This window comes from Vibrio sinensis (assembly GCF_003605645.1).
Taxonomy (GTDB): Bacteria; Pseudomonadota; Gammaproteobacteria; order Enterobacterales; family Vibrionaceae; genus Vibrio; species Vibrio sinensis.
In genome coordinates this window covers 1-16,930 of record NZ_QVMU01000001.1, presented here as the reverse complement: position 1 = coordinate 16,930, position 16,930 = coordinate 1, and the positions used below count along the sequence as shown (strand labels likewise).

At 41.6% G+C, this 16,930-nt stretch carries 16 protein-coding genes and 1 pseudogene; 13 read left to right on the top strand and 4 right to left on the bottom strand.

The window, feature by feature from the left end; genetic code table 11:
- The first annotated feature begins 179 nt into the window (after positions 1 to 179).
- The 11 genes from DZ860_RS00085 to DZ860_RS00035 all read left to right on the top strand — a co-directional run bounded on the left by DZ860_RS00085 (position 180) and on the right by DZ860_RS00035 (position 11,424).
- Positions 180 to 1,073, top strand: a complete 894-nt coding sequence (locus tag DZ860_RS00085; RefSeq protein WP_120028879.1) for a dihydrodipicolinate synthase family protein — start codon at positions 180 to 182, stop codon at positions 1,071 to 1,073.
- A 190-nt stretch (positions 1,074 to 1,263) separates the two neighbouring features.
- Positions 1,264 to 1,977, top strand: coding sequence for an alpha/beta hydrolase family protein (locus DZ860_RS00080; RefSeq protein ID WP_120028878.1), 714 nt, complete (start codon positions 1,264 to 1,266; stop codon positions 1,975 to 1,977).
- Between the two features lie 383 nt (positions 1,978 to 2,360).
- Positions 2,361 to 2,867 carry a general stress protein gene (locus DZ860_RS00075; RefSeq protein WP_120028877.1) on the top strand — a complete coding sequence of 169 codons (507 nt, stop codon included), beginning with the start codon at positions 2,361 to 2,363 and terminating at the stop codon, positions 2,865 to 2,867.
- A 298-nt stretch (positions 2,868 to 3,165) separates the two neighbouring features.
- A complete protein-coding gene (locus tag DZ860_RS00070) occupies positions 3,166 to 4,272 on the top strand; it encodes a tetratricopeptide repeat protein (RefSeq protein ID WP_120028876.1) in 1,107 nt (368 codons plus the stop codon).
- A 19-nt stretch (positions 4,273 to 4,291) separates the two neighbouring features.
- Positions 4,292 to 5,806, top strand: coding sequence for a 4Fe-4S dicluster domain-containing protein (locus tag DZ860_RS00065; protein ID WP_120028875.1), 1,515 nt, complete (start codon positions 4,292 to 4,294; stop codon positions 5,804 to 5,806).
- Complete coding sequence (locus DZ860_RS00060) at positions 5,806 to 6,117, top strand: VcrB family reductive dehalogenase putative membrane anchor (RefSeq protein ID WP_120028874.1); 312 nt, start codon at positions 5,806 to 5,808, stop codon at positions 6,115 to 6,117. Before DZ860_RS00065 ends, DZ860_RS00060 begins: the two co-directional genes overlap by 1 nt.
- A 76-nt stretch (positions 6,118 to 6,193) precedes the next feature.
- Positions 6,194 to 7,468: an FMN-binding protein gene (locus DZ860_RS00055; RefSeq protein WP_120028873.1), complete on the top strand. Its 1,275-nt coding sequence runs from the start codon at positions 6,194 to 6,196 to the stop codon at positions 7,466 to 7,468.
- 2 nt (positions 7,469 to 7,470) lie between these two features.
- On the top strand, positions 7,471 to 7,689 hold the full coding sequence (locus DZ860_RS00050; protein ID WP_120028872.1) for a hypothetical protein: 219 nt from the start codon (positions 7,471 to 7,473) through the stop codon (positions 7,687 to 7,689).
- 65 nt (positions 7,690 to 7,754) lie between these two features.
- Positions 7,755 to 8,633: an AraC family transcriptional regulator gene (locus tag DZ860_RS00045; protein ID WP_243641779.1), complete on the top strand. Its 879-nt coding sequence runs from the start codon at positions 7,755 to 7,757 to the stop codon at positions 8,631 to 8,633.
- 207 nt (positions 8,634 to 8,840) lie between these two features.
- Positions 8,841 to 9,884, top strand: coding sequence for an HlyD family secretion protein (locus tag DZ860_RS00040; RefSeq protein ID WP_120028871.1), 1,044 nt, complete (start codon positions 8,841 to 8,843; stop codon positions 9,882 to 9,884).
- A gap of 1 nt (position 9,885) precedes the next feature.
- On the top strand, positions 9,886 to 11,424 hold the full coding sequence (locus DZ860_RS00035; protein ID WP_120028870.1) for a DHA2 family efflux MFS transporter permease subunit: 1,539 nt from the start codon (positions 9,886 to 9,888) through the stop codon (positions 11,422 to 11,424).
- Between the two features lie 101 nt (positions 11,425 to 11,525).
- Here DZ860_RS00035 and DZ860_RS00030 read toward each other — a convergent pair whose 3' ends face one another.
- Together DZ860_RS00030 and DZ860_RS00025 are read right to left on the bottom strand one after the other, a co-directional pair.
- Positions 11,526 to 12,296, bottom strand: a complete 771-nt coding sequence (locus DZ860_RS00030; RefSeq protein WP_120028869.1) for a phospholipase A — start codon at positions 12,294 to 12,296, stop codon at positions 11,526 to 11,528.
- A 172-nt stretch (positions 12,297 to 12,468) separates the two neighbouring features.
- Positions 12,469 to 12,846, bottom strand: coding sequence for a PH domain-containing protein (locus tag DZ860_RS00025; RefSeq protein ID WP_120028868.1), 378 nt, complete (start codon positions 12,844 to 12,846; stop codon positions 12,469 to 12,471).
- 209 nt (positions 12,847 to 13,055) lie between these two features.
- Here DZ860_RS00025 and DZ860_RS00020 point away from each other — a divergent pair, with 209 nt between their 5' ends.
- On the top strand, positions 13,056 to 14,006 hold the full coding sequence (locus tag DZ860_RS00020; RefSeq protein ID WP_120028867.1) for an endonuclease/exonuclease/phosphatase family protein: 951 nt from the start codon (positions 13,056 to 13,058) through the stop codon (positions 14,004 to 14,006).
- 499 nt (positions 14,007 to 14,505) lie between these two features.
- Entirely contained in the window at positions 14,506 to 15,285 is a 780-nt protein-coding gene (locus DZ860_RS00015) for a hypothetical protein (RefSeq protein ID WP_120028866.1), read from the top strand.
- Positions 15,286 to 15,577: 292 nt separating this feature from the next.
- On the opposite strand, the gene DZ860_RS00010 is transcribed toward DZ860_RS00015, so the two are convergent.
- Together DZ860_RS00010 and DZ860_RS24595 are read right to left on the bottom strand one after the other, a co-directional pair.
- On the bottom strand, positions 15,578 to 16,540 hold the full coding sequence (locus DZ860_RS00010; RefSeq protein ID WP_207890585.1) for a transposase: 963 nt from the start codon (positions 16,538 to 16,540) through the stop codon (positions 15,578 to 15,580).
- Positions 16,541 to 16,689: 149 nt separating this feature from the next.
- Positions 16,690 to 16,930, bottom strand: a pseudogene (locus tag DZ860_RS24595) (hypothetical protein); the annotation flags it as partial.

Sequence of the window (16,930 nt, the reverse complement as noted above, 5' to 3'; positions counted from 1 at the left end):
ATTAATGAAGTAAAGCTTCACCTTTGAAAACGAGAAACGTCAAAGCACAACACAAAAACCATCATTACATCACATTTCAAAAATAACCCTGTTGAAAAAGACTAAAAACGCTATAGCATAAAGTTTAACTTCACAAGTTTGCTTAATTTTAGAAATAAAACTCCACAAAGGAAACCACTATGAAACGTCTTAAAGGGTTAATTGCAGCGCCACATACTCCATTTAATGTCGACGGTAGCGTAAATTATCCAGAGATCGATAAGATCGCGAAGCATCTGATTGCTACTGGCGTCAAAGGCATCTACGCATGCGGTACAACTGGTGAGGGTATCCAATGTAGCGTCGCTGAACGTAAAGCCATTGCAGAAGCATGGGTTGAAGCCATCAACGGAAAAATGGATATCATTCTTCATACTGGTGCTCTATCAATCGTTGATACTATCGAATTAACTAAGCATGCAGAAACATTAGATATTCTCGCCACATCCGTTATAGCACCGAGCTTCTTTAAACCTGGTTCAATCGCTGACCTTGTTGAGTACTGTGCGACAGTTGCTGCTGCGGCTCCATCAAAAGAGTTCTATTACTACCATTCAGGTATGTCTGGTGTAATGTTAGATATGGAGCAATTTTTGATCGAAGCGGATAAGAGAATTCCAAATCTTGCTGGTGTTAAATTCAACCATGTTGATATTTACGAATACCAGCGTTGCGTTCGAGTTCTAGATGGCAAATTTAATATTCCATGGGGTGTTGATGAATTCCTACCAGCCGCATTAGCAGTTGGAGCAGAGAGTGCTGTAGGCAGTACATACAACTATGCTGCAGACCATTTTAACTCAATCATTGAATCATTTAACGCTGGTGACATAAAAGAAGTTAACAAGAAAATGGATGCTGTTATCGCTTTGATCCGTGTTCTAGTCGAGTTTGGTGGTGTCGCCGCTGGCAAAGTCGCTATGCAATTACACGGCATTGATGCTGGTAATCCTCGCTTACCAATCAGAACACTCACAGAAAGCCAAAAAGAAGTTGTTTTGAATAAAATGCAGAATGCAGGATTCCACCAATAATCTTTTTCCAATCATTATGTAAACTTGGATGTTGCAGGCGGTGATGAGTAAACATAGAAGAGCTATATAATTATTATGTGTCTACTATGTAATTGAGGCTCACGAACATAGCCAATATCGCTACGACTTCAAGGAGAACGGGTATACTAAAAGGCTTCTTTAGAAGCCTTTTTAATAAGGATGCTCATAAATGAAATTTTTCTATGGCAAACATGATAAACAATTTGGCGATCTGTATGTTCCTATATCAGATGAACCAGTTCCCATTATCGTTGTTATTCATGGGGGATATTGGAAAGATAAAAATACCTTAGATATCTATCCGACCAAAGCTATCGTCAATGAGTATAAACGTAATTGTGCCATCTGGAATCTAGAATATCGCGGTATGCCTGAGACCGGTTCAATTGCTTTGGAAGAAATATTAAGCGATATAAGATCAGGATTTGAATACCTTTTCAGCTTAACTGAACATAATCTAGATTTTAGTAAATTATTAATCATTGGTCATTCAGCAGGTGGTCACTTAATGACTTGGCTGTTAGGCGAAGAACTCGATATTAGACCCAAAAAAGCAATCAGTATTTCTAGCGTACTGGATTTGAACCAATATCATCTTCTCAATGAACCACAGCAAGTTGAAAAACTCCTCAACCAAGATTTAAATAAGATGTCACTGGCTAACCCTATCAGCCGTGGACACGGAGCAACACAACTTACTGTTATTCATGGCTTAGAAGATGAAACTGTACCTTACTCTATGGCTAAAAGTTATGCCGAAGCTTGGGATTGTGAACTCATTCTATTTAAGAACTGTGGCCACTTTAGCATGCTTCCATTGGATACTGGAGAATATTGGGATTCATTAAAATCTATCATTGAAGAAAACGTCAATAATTTATAACCAAGCTAGGGATCATTAGGTCAATTACATTGACCTAATGACTTATTTTAGGGTTATAACTATTATCCTAAAATAAGTGACGCAAACAGCATAAGAAAATCCAATTTAAGTATAAACGTCACTAATTATCATCAAATCCTCGCCTATCAAAAAAATTTAAATATATCACTTTTTACTACTTAAGATTATGTATGAATTATGAATAGAAAATGAACATTCACAATCTATTAATATTAACCTTACCAATAATCTATAAATAAGATCTTAGAATTCAAAAATATCAGTTTATCTAAAATGGCGCTGGTGGGAGTATCAACTCAGAGACATTAACGTTGAAACGCAAATTAAAATAAAAACATCAAATTTCAAAATGGAGATATGATATGAAACAACAAGAAAAAATCATCACAGTCGTAAATACTCACCTAGAAGCTGAAGCAGTCGTTAAATTACTGCAAAGTGAGAAATACGATGTATCAAAAATCTCAATTTTGGGTAAAGGCTATCACAGTGAAGAACACGTAGCGGGTTTTTACAACACCGGTGACCGTGTTAAAACATGGGGTAAAACAGGCGCATTTTGGGGCGGTCTATGGGGTGCACTAGTTGGTGCAGGTCTATTTTGGCTACCTGGCGTTGGTGCCCTAATGGTTGCTGGTCCTATTGTGTCGACTTTCGTTGGTGCGATTGAAGGTGCTGTAGTGACAGGTGGTTTAGGCGCTATCGGTGGTGCACTAGCAAGTATCGGCATTCCTAAAGACAGCATCGTAAAATACGATTCTGCAATTAAAGCTGACAAATTCCTTGTGATTGTGCATGGCGACGCTGAAGACATCATCAAAGCGAAAGGTATTTTAGCTGACTACGAACTTGATCATATCAAAGGCTAAACTAGCTAGATAATAATATTTACACTCGTTAAGAGTATTTAGATTAGAGGCAGCCTAACGCTGCCTCTTTTATTTTCACGGTCCCATTTCGAAATGGGTTTCCACCTTGTTTCCAATTAACTACAACCCTCTTACATCTTCCTATCCACAACGCTCATGATTTAGACACAATAGAGTTTGATCAAAATCATGTTTGATTTCAAAGGGAATAAAACTACCTCTTAAGGGGTAAATACGACCTTTTAGCCACTAACAAAATACTCAATATTAACGCTGAAATTTAAGTAGGACGTTATGCATGATTAGCAGTAAATGGCTCGAACTATATCAATACCTCAATAGCCAACTCCCTTCACTCCCATCACTACAAGACGTTGAACCAAAGCTCAACGACCGTTTGATGTTTTTGAATGCGCAATTTGGCCAACGTGGCCAAGAGCAAGACAAAAATCAACTCGATTGGTTAGAGCATGAAAGCTTTACTCTCGTGCTAAGTGAGCTATTTGAATCAATCTCAATCACCCAATCTCAGTTGCAGTTTCTCTTTGAAACCTTAATGGCAGCGCAGATGTGTCAACTCGCTATGATTGCCACTAACCTATATAAAGCTCAGCTTCCTGACGATGAATTCAAAAGTAAATGTGGGTTGGTCTACCAGCAGCTTGGTGATTACGAAATGGCCAAAGCGATGTTACAAGAATCTATTGAACTCAATGCCCAAAACCCGATGGTCTATTGTCATTTGGGTTTTAACTTTCTCTATATGAATGAAAGCGAATTGGCGATTGAGCAATTTCAGCGCTGTATCGATATCGCTCCTGATTTTATAGGTGGATATCAAAACCTTGCTGGTCTTTATTATCAAGATAGCCAATTTGAGCTGGCAGCTAAATTCGCAGAACAAGCATTCGTCTGTGATAAATCATTGGTTTCCACTTACATCACTGCCGTTAGTTCTTACTTAGCACTTGGTCAAAACGATAAAGCTGATCAGTGGATCAATACCGCATTCAGCAACGATATTTCATCAATTGAGCTAGTACGTTTGGCCGGTATTACTGCGCATCAAAACGGTCGCTTTGAAGAAGCTCTCGATGCGCTCGATCATTACTTACTTCTAAAACCAGAAAGTTATGACGTAGTTAGCATTCGTGCCCGAGTAAAAGCCGATCTCGGCCAGTATCACGATCTTGAGGACGACATCAAACAACTATTGATCTTTGAACCACACGATGAATGGTGTTTAGAGCAACTGTTCCTATGCTACTTCCACACCGAAAGATGGGCTGATGCTCAATTGGTGATGGTTGAGCTGAATAAGCTAGCAGGACATTACAAAATAACTTATCGAGAGCAGCTTAATACCATCAATAAAGCGCTGAGCCTTGATTTAGTAGAAATATAATTAGAAATCTGGAGTTAATGTGAAAGAGCAAGTTGAATCAGGCGTAGCTGATACCTCTCGCCGTGACTTTTTGAAGCTGGGCGGCGTAGCCGCTGCCACCGCGACAATTGGCGCAGCTGCTGGGGCTGGATTTGTATTAGGGCGAGATCCTGATGCTAATGTTGGTTGGGGCCGAACTGAATCAGGCCACGACATGTACTTTAACCGTGAGCCGTTTCGAGTTGATGTGGCACCAACTATGGAAGTAGCCGGCGAACTAACTCGTCCAGAGTGGAGTGATTTCTTGTTCCACCGCACGCGAGTGCTGGGCGCAGAAATAAAAAACGGCTGGGTGCCGACCAAAGACTGGCGTGAAATTCCCAATGAAAGAGTGCGTGAGTACTATTCTCGTTACCCTGAACGTTGGGATGATATGTATCAGTCCTTTGAAGAAAAAGCAGAGCATGCGCAAAACTTTGAACAACATCGCTCTCGCTTTGCACTTGGCTGGGCATACTCTGCGGCTTACATGCGTGGTGTAAAGAGTGACTTTCCACCAAGTCCAAAAGGCCACCCAGATGATGTCGATTTCCAGTGGGTTAAACGCACTAAGCAAGAATTTAAATCGCCAAAACATGCATCTGATCTAATTAAGAAAATGGCATTCAAATTTGGTATGAGCATTGTTGGTATTACTAAAATGGATCCTAACTTCATGTTCAAAAACACCATGCGTGGTATGCCAGATTGGGACGAATCCGTACCGAAACATTGGAAGAATGTGATCATTTTTGGTACGCCAATGAACTGGGATCCAATGTACGCTGCTATTGGTTACTCTACCTCTTATGATGGCTACTTCCGCGCCAAAAATGCTTCAGGTTTAATGGCGGCATTCCTTGGAGAATTGGGGTATGCAGCACGTCCACAATGGCCGGGGTCAGATTACGAAATCGTGGTACCACCGCTTGCCATCCAAGCGGGTATGGGTGAAGCGGCGCGAAATGGTATTTTGTTAACGCCAGAGCTGGGGCCAAATATCCGCCTAGCGGCGGTAATAACTGAACTGGATCTGGAGGCGGATAAGCCAATCGACACTAAAGTTAAGCACTTCTGTGAAGAGTGTAAGATCTGCGCTGACTCCTGCCCTAGTGGCTCAATCAGCAAGGTGGATAAGCCCGATGTCGTTGTTCGTGGTTATCGCAAATTTGATTTTAACCAAGACAGTTGCTGGACAATGTGGCGTCAAGGTCCAACCGAAACAGCAATGGGTTGCCGCGTGTGTATCGCTGTGTGTCCTTATACGCGTAAGAACAACTGGATCCACGCATTGGTAAAAGAAACCGATCCTCGTGACCCAACTGGCATGACTCGTAAAACGCTGTTAGCAATGCAACATAACTTCTTCTATTACCCTGAGGCCGAAGCCTACCATGGCGATTGGAATGGCGGCCGCTTTGCTGGCTACCACCAACCACCAGAGTGGATGCGCAGCGAAAATTACCTCAAGGTTGAGAAAACTTGGGAATACGACGGTAACTGGGAGGGCTTCTAATGTTTCCACAATCAACGGTACTTGATCCTCTATTTTGGATGGCGTTTGGTGCACTACAAGTGTTAGTTTTTGCTGGTGCCAATCAATGGGCAAAGCAATTTAACCTAGGCATGAACTGGTGGAAGTGGGCATTGGTTGGCAGTTGGTGGGCTTCCATCATTCTAACTGTCGCAGGTGCCTTTACTCTACTCGGTGAAAATGAAGGCTTAGCGGGTTGGTACTTCCTTGGTTTTGCGGGTACTGGGCTTATTATTGGCGGCGCAATTCTATTGCGTGTGTTAATTGCTCTCAAACCGAAAACGGCACATTAATCCTATCTATCGTTTTTTAGCACTATCTTAAGGAGCAAGTCACCTGAATATAAACTTCTCGTGGCTTGTTTAATTTATGTCTATAAAAAAGCCAAAAACTGCAAATCGAAATAAACACTTCGAGAAGATTCTCAGCATCTTGTCGATTTTACTGCTGCTTGTCGCCTGGTACTTAGGTGGCTTGCGACCAAATAATTCCCAACAACAATTTTTTGAGCATATCGTATCTTCAGAAAATCAGTTGCTCGAAATATCCCCAAACGTATACAAGTTAGTAAGGACAGACGGTGATAAGTTAGTAGGGACAGACGCTGATAAAAACGCCAAGTGGGTCAGCTTTGGGACGGGCATTGGTTACGGTGGTGAACTCACTGTCGGAGCTGTCTTTAGCCATACAGGTGAAGTCGAAACCATCTCGCTACTGTCCTCAAAAGAAACATCATCTTATTTTGACAAAGTCGTCGAAGAAAAATTGCCCGAGGCCCTACTGGGCAAGAATATAAAAACTTCAATCCACATTGATGCAATTTCAGGTGCAACACTGACCTCCGATGCCTACACTCACGCTCTTGATCAAGCTGCCGATCCAATTCGTGAAATCATTTTTGGTTATCATCTTTCTGAACAGACATCTGTATGGAGTTACTTCAAATGGCTCGACGCTGCAGCCTTAATTTTATTTGCAGTGGCGATCTGGGTCAACCGTACACGCTCTAAGCACAAGGTGAAAATGAATGTCGTGTTACTAGCAACTTCAACACTATTATTCGGCTTCCATTCAGCTTCACTCTACTCCGCCTCAACGATTGGTGGTTTAATTGACGGATCATGGATTTCCGGTGTTGCCAACTACACACCATTTATCTTAATAGCACTCAGTATCGGTTATATTTTCTATTACAATCGTAATGTATATTGTCAAAGTCTATGTCCATTTGGCGCTGTACAACAATGCCTCGCTAAAGTGGGCAACGCCAAATCATCACCAGTACGTCATCAATTCTTTATTTGGTTCCCACGTGTATTACTGTTGGTGACGTTATGTTTAGGCGCGTATTTCCGTAACCCTGCGGCTTTCGTTTACGAACCCTTTGGCATTGCTTTTGGCATGATTGGTGGCATGTATCTATTTGTGCTCACTGTGATGATTATCTTAACTTCATTGATAGTGCGTCGTCCTTGGTGTCAAAGTCTATGCCCTATTAATGCCATGACAGATTTTTTGGTATTCAACAAAAACTGGTTCAAACAGGCACGCAACCAGAAAGGTAGAAAAACACCTCAGAATAGACACAAAGCGCCGAGAAAAAGCACAGTGAACAACGAAGCCATTAAACAAGATAAGGAATAATCATGAGACAACATATCTCGATGGCATTTTACTGTTTAGCTTCAGTAGTAATTGTTTTGCAACTTTCAACTAGCTTCATTAGTTTAAGCAATGAGCAAACAACTCAGCAATTGTTGCATACTGTGACCAAACCAGTAACAAAAGCACCTGTAGTAGTAGAGAGTAAGCCCAAAATCGACTATAAGCAGATGGCCGAAGATATGGCGCTAGAAAAATACTAGTCCTATTAGCACATTTATATTAATAATTAAGAAGAATTTCAGGAGCTTAATCTTAAGCTCCTTTTATGTTAACTATGAATTGTAAAAGTATCCCTCTAGAGCGAATGCGCTCTGAATCTGGTTTAACCAATCCTTATCTTTTCCGAATTTCAGATCTATATGCTGAGCGAGGGATTGAAGAAGTGTCACGTCACCATCGCCTCAACTTTAGCGCTCTCATCTACATCACAGAAGGCAAGGGACTGCATTATGTTGACCACCAGCAGCATCAAGTCCGAGCAGGTACTCTACTAACACTAGGAAAAAATCAAATTCATGCCTTTGCTAAAAATCGCACCGTTGATGGCTTTGTGATGCCATTTAATTGTACTTTCCTCGCTGAAAATGGCCACGACCCCTATTTCGATTCAATCATTGCGGCCTTAGTACAAGTGAACTGTATTCACAATATCAGTGAAGATATTGATGCGCTATTCCGTATCATGGTGAATGAATTCTACTCGGAATCTGAATTTCGTGGCGAGATCATCCGCAGCTTGCTACGATCGGTATTGTTAAAAACTATCGTGCCAATCTACAAACGCAACGCACAGCAAAATCAGTTGGGCGCGAGTGATTTTTACCGCCTTAAAAACCACATCGATGAGCACTTTAGCTTACGTCCATCGGTGACAGAAATCGCTTTTTCGATGGGTAAAAGCGTCAAGCAGTTAGATAAGTTGGCCAAAGATAATGCTGGAATTAGTGTCAAAGAACTGCTTGATGAACGAGTGCTAATCGAAGCCAAACGTCAACTCGCTTTTAGTCAGTATTCTATCGCTGATATAGCTGAACAACTTGGCTTTAACGAAGCAACGAATATGACTAAATTCTTTAAACGCCATACCGACGTAAGCCCAAAAGATTTCCGCCAACTTTGCCGTATGGGACTGAGACAGAAGTAACCATCCTGCTCTCGTATCAATACACGAGAGCTACTTTATTTTACAAGTGTAAAATAAACGTACCAATTCACATGCTACTTTTTTAACTTAAGCCATTGTTAGGTTTGAGAACTAGGTCTAGTATTTATGTAAGCAATTGTAACTGCGCAGTTCTGCGTAAATTTCAAACGTCCATTAAAGGGCGACTAACCTAGTTGGTTTATAACAATGAGTGAAAATCCGTCAACTTCCCATTTTGTTCGCAATATCATTATCGCAGCTATTAGTGCAGCGGTTCTTGTCACCCTTAGCTACTTCTATGTAGAGCATCAAAAAAACTACCCAAGTACGGATGATGCCTATGTCCACGCCAATATCATCTATATTGCACCGCAAATCAGTGGCAAAATTATTAGCGTAAACGTGTCGAATTACCAACCTGTTAGCCAAGGCGATCTTCTCTATCAAATTGATCCAGCCCCTTTTCAAGCTCAGCTCGATGAAGCTCGCGCCGCTTATGAAATAGCAATCCAAAGTAATGCCGCTAGTGATGATGCCATTCTTGCAGCCAGCGCCAACGTAAAAAGCACCGTTGCCTTACTCGCTGATGCCCAATCGACTTATCGCCGCATAAGTAATCTGGTTAAAAAACAGTTATTGCCAGCTCAGCAACTTGACGATGCTAAAGCAAAACTCTCTAGTGCAGAGGAAAATGTGATTGCTGCTCGTGCCAAAATGTCGCAGTTGATCAAAGCGCAAGGTGCACAAGGTACAGCGGCACCTGAAGTCAAGAAAGCTGCTGCTGCCCTTAGTCAGGCAACATTGTCACTTTCCTATACCAATATCTTTGCGCCTAAAGACGGCCATTTAGGGAAGCTCAGCGCCCATATCGGCAGTATTGTTTCACCCGGTCAGGCAATGGTTCCACTCATTGAAGACAATACATTCTGGGTACAAGCTAACTTTAAAGAAACTCAGCTTGAACGCATTACCACTAACATGCCAGCGACGATCGAATTGGATCTCTATCCTGATGCGAAATATCACGGTACCGTTGAAGCGGTTTCATTTGCTAGTGGCTCGTCTTTTTCATTACTTCCACCGGAAAATGCCACCGGCAACTGGGTCAAAGTGCCACAACGCTTCCCAATTTTGATTCATCTAAGCAACGAAGCTGAGCATCCCAATTTTCCTTTACGTGTTGGGGCAAGCGCCACTGTAACCATCAATACAGTCGCCAGTCACGACCAATCAAGCCAACAAGAGCAGTAATATGGCGGAACTAGCACAAACAGCTTCCGAAGAGGAAGAAGCTCATGTAATGAGTGAGGGTGCCCGTAAGTTGGTAACATTGGCTGTGATGTTATCTGCGATAATGGTCCTGCTTGATATGACTATCGCCAACGTAGCGCTCCCACACATGATGGGCGCTTTGGGGGTGACTTCCGATCAAGTCACTTGGGTTCTGACCTCTTATTCTATGGCGGAGGCCATCTTCATTCCGTTAGCGAGCTTTCTAGCGCTCAAATTTGGCGTTCGTCGTTTGCTGCTTATTTCCGTCAGCGGTTTTGTATTAACTTCCGCAATGTGCGGTCAAGCGGACGGCATTGTAGAAATGGTCACCTTTCGTGTGATGCAAGGCGCATTTGGTGCATCCGTTATCCCACTATCGCAATCAATTATGGTGCAGATATATCCGAAAAGTCAGCGCGGTAAAGCAATGGCACTGTTTAGTGTTGGTGTGTTGCTTGGCCCAATACTGGGACCTACTTTAGGGGGGATTATCACTGAAAATATGGACTGGCGATGGATCTTCTACGTTAATATGCCCATTGGTGCAATCTGCCTAGCCCTACTTTATTTCTTCGTCAAACTTGATGGTCGTGGTCCAAGTAAGATTGACTGGCCATTAGTAATTGCCATGACAATAGGCATTGGCTTGCTACAAATGGTACTCGACCGTGGTAATGAAGAATCATGGTTCCAATCGAACGAGATCCTTTTAGCTGCGATTATTAGCGGTATAGCGATTGTATTTTTTGTTGCACGATCCATCTATACTAAGGGCGATATCGCCCCAGTATGGCTGCTTCGCGATCGCAACTTAGCCATGTCATGCATTGTTATGGCTGGTTTTTCTATGGGGATGTTTGGCATCACCCAATTACAACCAATGATGCTTGAGCAGTTGCTCAATTACCCCGTTGAAACAACGGGATTTCTAATGGCCCCCCGTGGTTTAGCCGCTGCAGTCGTACTGTTGGCATTAGCACGTTACATGGACCGAATTGATGCACGGCTGTTGATTGTCATCGGTTTGACACTGAACGTCATTGGCACCTATTTAATGACTCAGTACTCGATGAACATCGATATCTATTGGATTTTATTGCCGAGTATTATTCAAGGTGCCGGAATGGGGTTAGTCTTTGCTCCATTAAGCCAATTAGCTTATGCGACTCTCGCGCCGAAAGATACCATCGGTGGCGCTGTTGTCTTTAACTTATGTCGTACTATTGGTGGGTCGTTTGGAATTTCTATCGTAAACACTTACTTCTCGCGCATTCAGCAGAAAGAATGGAATGAACTAGGGGGTTCACTTTCTCTGGATAATCCTTTACTACAGCAAGCTGCGCATGCTCAAGGGACAACGATGACTGATCCGTCCTTTTTAGCGCAAATTCAAAACCTAGTTCATCAGCAATCAACGTTATCAGCTTTTGTGTTTACCTTTGGTTTCTTAATGTTCTCGTATTTCTGTTTGATACCTTTATTAGCGTTATTCAGACCTAAGCCAAATACAGATGCCTAACTCAGTTCACTCATTAGCAAACTGATGACAAAAATGGAGCCCATCAAGGCTCCATTTTCTTTAATCAGTTCGTGCGATACAAACCAATATGGTAGTAAATATTAGAAATTAAAGGCTAACCCAACACCATAAGCACTTTCGTCGAAATCGTAATTAGAAATCGTCAACCCGTAACCAGTTTCTGCTTTCATATACGCGTGCAACCCTTGGTATAAAGGGAAACTCCACGACAAACGATAAAAGCCACGTTCCCAATCTTTGCTAAAAAGGTTTGCTAAAGTTAGTGTCAATTCATGTTCACCAACGGGTAGCCAGCCAAATTCCAATTCACCGTAACCAAGATAATCAGTAATATCTGGGTTGTACTTCAAGTTACCAACATCTAGCCACGGCTTAAAGCGAATAAAACCCGAATCAAACGCCCACTTTGCATCTAAGTAAGTACGATTCCAGCTCACTTCATCACTTCCACCAGCACCATTTGATTGATGCTCAAACCCTAGCGACAACTGCCATGGTTCAAAATTAACGCGATAAAAAATCTCGGGGTTATATTGATCATCTCGAAAATAAGCCGAATCATCATATGCTTCCCAATTGGAACGCTGAGTATAGGCAATGAACAGACCATCCTCATCAAACGTTAACAGTTGATATTTAATGCTTATCTGAAACTGAACAAAGGTGTCTTTTGCGGCATGCCCATTGGGATTGAGCGGCTCATAGCGGCTTTGGTTAACTTTAGATTCTTGATAAAACGGTAGCAGATAATTATCTTTGTGGGCAGATAAAGGGCTCTCATCCGCTAGCGCAACAGGCGCCGTAATGAGAGACATAAAAACCGCAGCCCATCGACTAGTAAACGTTAACATATGGGTCCTTATACTTAACGACATTCATTGATACTCTATTACCAATAATATTGGTAATAGAGTATCAAAATGAAGTATAGAAAATCATTCTAATCAGCCATTATTTGTTTTGTCTCAATCACCTAATCATCGTCTTGCTTTATTTGCAAACCAATAGAGGGACAAAAAGTGATTAGGCAAGAACGTATTCACTGATCATACGATTGAGTTGGACAATATCGAATGAACCTTTTATTTCAAAGCGAACACACCCCAACTCGCTAAGATATAGCTCAATTTCACAGTCTAAATCAAAGGTACCTGAAGTCTCGATAGAGAACGCGTTAATCTTACTGTAAGGCAATGATGTATAGTCCACTTTAGAGCCGGTAATACCTTGGACATTGGCGGCAATCACTCGTTTATTAGTAAAAATTACTTGATCGCGGACAGTCTTAAACGCACTGGAAATATACTCCCCATCGATCAAAAACTTGTGAAAGTCTTCTCTGGCTTTTTCTGTTTCAATCGGCTTCAACTTAAATACCGACGAGTTCTTAAAATCAATCATCTCAATGCCTTTTTATCATCAACCTGTTTGCTATTGTGGCACAAATCCAATCACTTAGTCGTGATACTCTTGTAATCAGATTCTAGGGCAATGCTCTCATTCGTAAAATAATCGCCACAATAGAAAGCAACAAAACATTAATTTTTCTGCGTAACTTGTTCCTCTTTTGATTACACTAGCAACCAACCGCTGTTAGTAGGGAATTTCCATTGATTACAGATAAAACCCTCACCTTTGCTAGCGCAAATCTATTTAATTTCATAGAACCGCCTGGTGCGTTTTATGACTTCGAAAATATTTATGAAAGTGATGCATGGCAAGAGAAATGCAGATGGATAGCATTACATTTTGAACAACTCAATGCCGATGTGGTTGGAGTTCAAGAAGTATTCAGCGTTGAGGCGGCTCGGGCTCTGTTCGAAACATTGGGCTACCCTCACTTCGCATGCATTGATGAGCCACATATTGAAAGTGAATATATCTACTCTCAACCGGTGGTAGCTCTCGCTTCAAAGTACCCAATCACATTTGTTGAAACAGTCACACCACCCACAATAATCGAACAAAACTATTCGACTGTGACCCCTAAATTTAGCCGAAAACCTCTTTCTGTGATTATCGACGTGCCGGAAATTGGCGAAGTTGCCGTCTATGTCTGCCATTTAAAGTCACAGCGGGCGACGGATAGTGTATCACCTGACTATAGCCATCAAATGATTGGGCAGTGGCTATCAAGCCAACAACGAGGCTGGGAAGCCTTGATGCTACGGGTTTTCATGGAACAAAGTTACCAAAAACATCCGATACCCACCGTACTCATGGGCGATATGAACCAGCCACTCGTCAGTGATATTACCGGTTTGCTTACGCACAATATCGAACAGCCACCACAGCGCCTGAAACTACAAGATAGTTGGGATATCTTTAGCCTAAATAAACCCGAAATTGAACGTAGCCCTACCCACTATCATTTTGCCAAAGGTAACGTGCTGGATTACATTTTGCTCTCACAAGAATTCCAGCCAAATTCACAATACTCCATGGCGGAAGTCACAGCATATCAAGTACTGGATCAACATTTAATTAACCCAATCTATGAACGAGACAAACAAGCCAGCGATCACGCATTTGTTGGAATAACAGTAAGGTTTGTACTTTGAGCGCCAAGAAAATAGAGAATAGCCAATCAAATTCAAAACACCGTAAAGTTAGACATATCTCCTTAAACAGATGCTCCGTACTTTACTGACTTTGTAGTGACTGTCCCTTTATTTGTATTTCTGTTTAAAGAGGACAGGCACCTTAATACTTGCTTTTTAAAGAGAACAAGCATTCTAAGCCCCGATATTTCGAGCGTTTTTACTGACTTTGTAACGTTTTTCAGTGTCTGTCCTTTTAATTTTGTGCCTGTCCTTTTAAGTCTTTTAACTCACTAATGAGCTTCTCTTTCCTCTTCTAGTGAACCATAACTATAAAGAGTGATTGTGAGATTGCTTCGCAGAACATTATGCTACAACACTACCATCCATCGACGTTTTGCACCAGTATCTCAATATTGCATTCACCTTTCTCTAAACAGTTGCGAGATCAAGGGTTTTCACGCAATTTGCTGATCAGACTCTCTTGTTAAATTAATAAATCTCCAACAAAGGTGTGATCATGAAAACCAATAAGTCGTTTACTGCCTTATTTATTGCTTCAGCACTCTCTCTAAGTTTGGCTCAACCAACACTAGCTCACGAATATACCCTTTCCGCACAAGATGCTGAACGTTATGGCATCAATGTACCAATGATTAAAGTTAATTATGATGTTCTTCCCTATCAGCACATTTTATATGGTTTCCAACTGCATATTGAGTTAGAAGGAGCAACATTAAACACAACGAACGTCAACACACTGCGCGACGCTACTAACCTCTCAACTCACAATGTTGTTCGCCCTTATCGTGCCAGCGCAAATACAATCAGTTACCGTATTTCGGGAGAATTAGACCATCGTGCTGTGAACTTCATTGATTTCACTCTCGATAAAAGCGTACTTTCAACTGATCATGATTTGAGCATTCGTATTCCGGTAGAAATCGACGTAACTCCATCAGATACTCCGCATCCCCTTGCTAACCAAACTGCGACCTTAAATGTAGACAGTGTTTATGCTGATGACTTTCATATTGATTCAAATCGTACCTTGTACAAAATCACTTTGAATGAGGGTGAGTTCTTGCCTGGCTGTGCAGACCCGGTTGCACACAGCATTATCCGAACTAGCAATGTAGAGGGATTGGTACGAATCTGGAAGAAGACTAATAAGACTGTCGAATTTATTGTGGAGGGTGGATATCACACACCAATCGTTGGTAATTGGAACTTTGAACTTGAGCCAAGTACTATCACTTTAAACAAAACTCTCTATATCAGCACGCCAGTTCAACACTAAGCGTTTTACTTGATTATCGAAAGTACTCGTTAGCGAGTAATGCCAGTCAGTTCACGACTGGCATTTTTTGTAAGGACACACACTATAAAGCTAACATTTTTATAAGGACAGACACTTATAAACTTAATAAGTAATCTATAATTTTCAACTTTCTGACCACAATTGACAATTGTTCTACATTGGGGTGGGTTATAAAAGTATAGTGCCTAACAGTGCGAAAACGAAGATACCGGAACTAGCCTGGCATGATTTGAGGGATTTGTTTTAGGTATACACTAGTGGCAGAATTATTTCATCCATCCAAGCGAAATAGCTGTATCCGTTGTTTATTTAAAGCATTTTTAACTGCTCTTAAATCCTGAATGCAGCCCACTGCAGAACTCCGATGCTTTTCCAATTCAGTGCAAGCTCTTAGCCAATTACTTTGGTTTATATTGAGCCGTTGTAAGATTGGCGGTGACGTGATGTTTAAACAAGCTTTTCCCTCTCGATATTGACGCGCAGTCCAGTCAACCAATTCAATATAATCCATTAAGCGAAATGGGATACCGTCTAGTTTGCTATTGGTTAGGTTTCCGATGAATGGGTGAAGACAAGATGCGGTTTCTTGCTGATGGTTTAAGGCCTCTAATCTCGCCCGAATAGAAGTGAACTCCGATGTTTCTGGCGTTGTAGCTACACCCGCTCTTAATGGATTTAAGTCGACATAGGCCATCGCAGCGACTAAAGCCTGTTCATCTAGCAAAGCTTGGCTTTTAAAGCGACTCTCCCAAAAGTGCCCTCGGCACTCATCTTCCCTATTGGCTTGGCAAGCGATATCAAAGTTGAGCTCTTTCATGAACCAACTCAGGTTCCACAAGCGTGCGCGCCAAGAATTGATTATCGCTATGCACGCTTCTTTTTCTATATCGGAGGCCAATTGTCCGCTTAACCAACGTTCTATTAAAGCTGGAAGTTTATGGTCTTGTTGCCAGCGCTCTACCACCTCATAGTCGGACAGCGCTTGCGCCTTATCTCGATTGATATGAATGACTAAATGATAGTGATTGCTCATGATTGCGTAAGCGCAAATATCAATGCAGTAGACTTGAGATAACGCATATATTTTTTGCTCTATCCAGTCACGGCGATGCTCGTAATTCTGGTCAGTTAGCGGGTCAACACCACATAAAAAACTGCGTCTAACACAGCGAGAAACGCAATGGTAATACGGTGTTACATCGACTGAGATTTGCTGTTTTCTGGCTGTCGTCATCATTGAATTTCGGTTGTTGTGCTTTGTTCATTCAGCATAAATAGACGACAAACAACGGCAAGATTGAATACGTCAACTTACAACAGAGTTAACAGCAATTCATACTTTGCTTACTTTATGGTGCCTGTCCCTGAGGGATCCCCACAAACTTAAATCCTAAGCTCTTGAGCCAACTGTATTTTTTGGCAGAAGGTATTTATAGTTCTTCGCCAAGATGACATTGTTATAACTAGATATTTGTTTTTTAATACTTGTTTCCCAAGGGTGAAGTAACTTAATACTCTTCTATTTTTAACTGTATTGGCTTGAAATTTCATATGAATATCAAGAACTTCAGAGAGCAGTCCTAGTAAGATTAGATAGGTGTGAGCAAGCGTTCCTATTAGGATT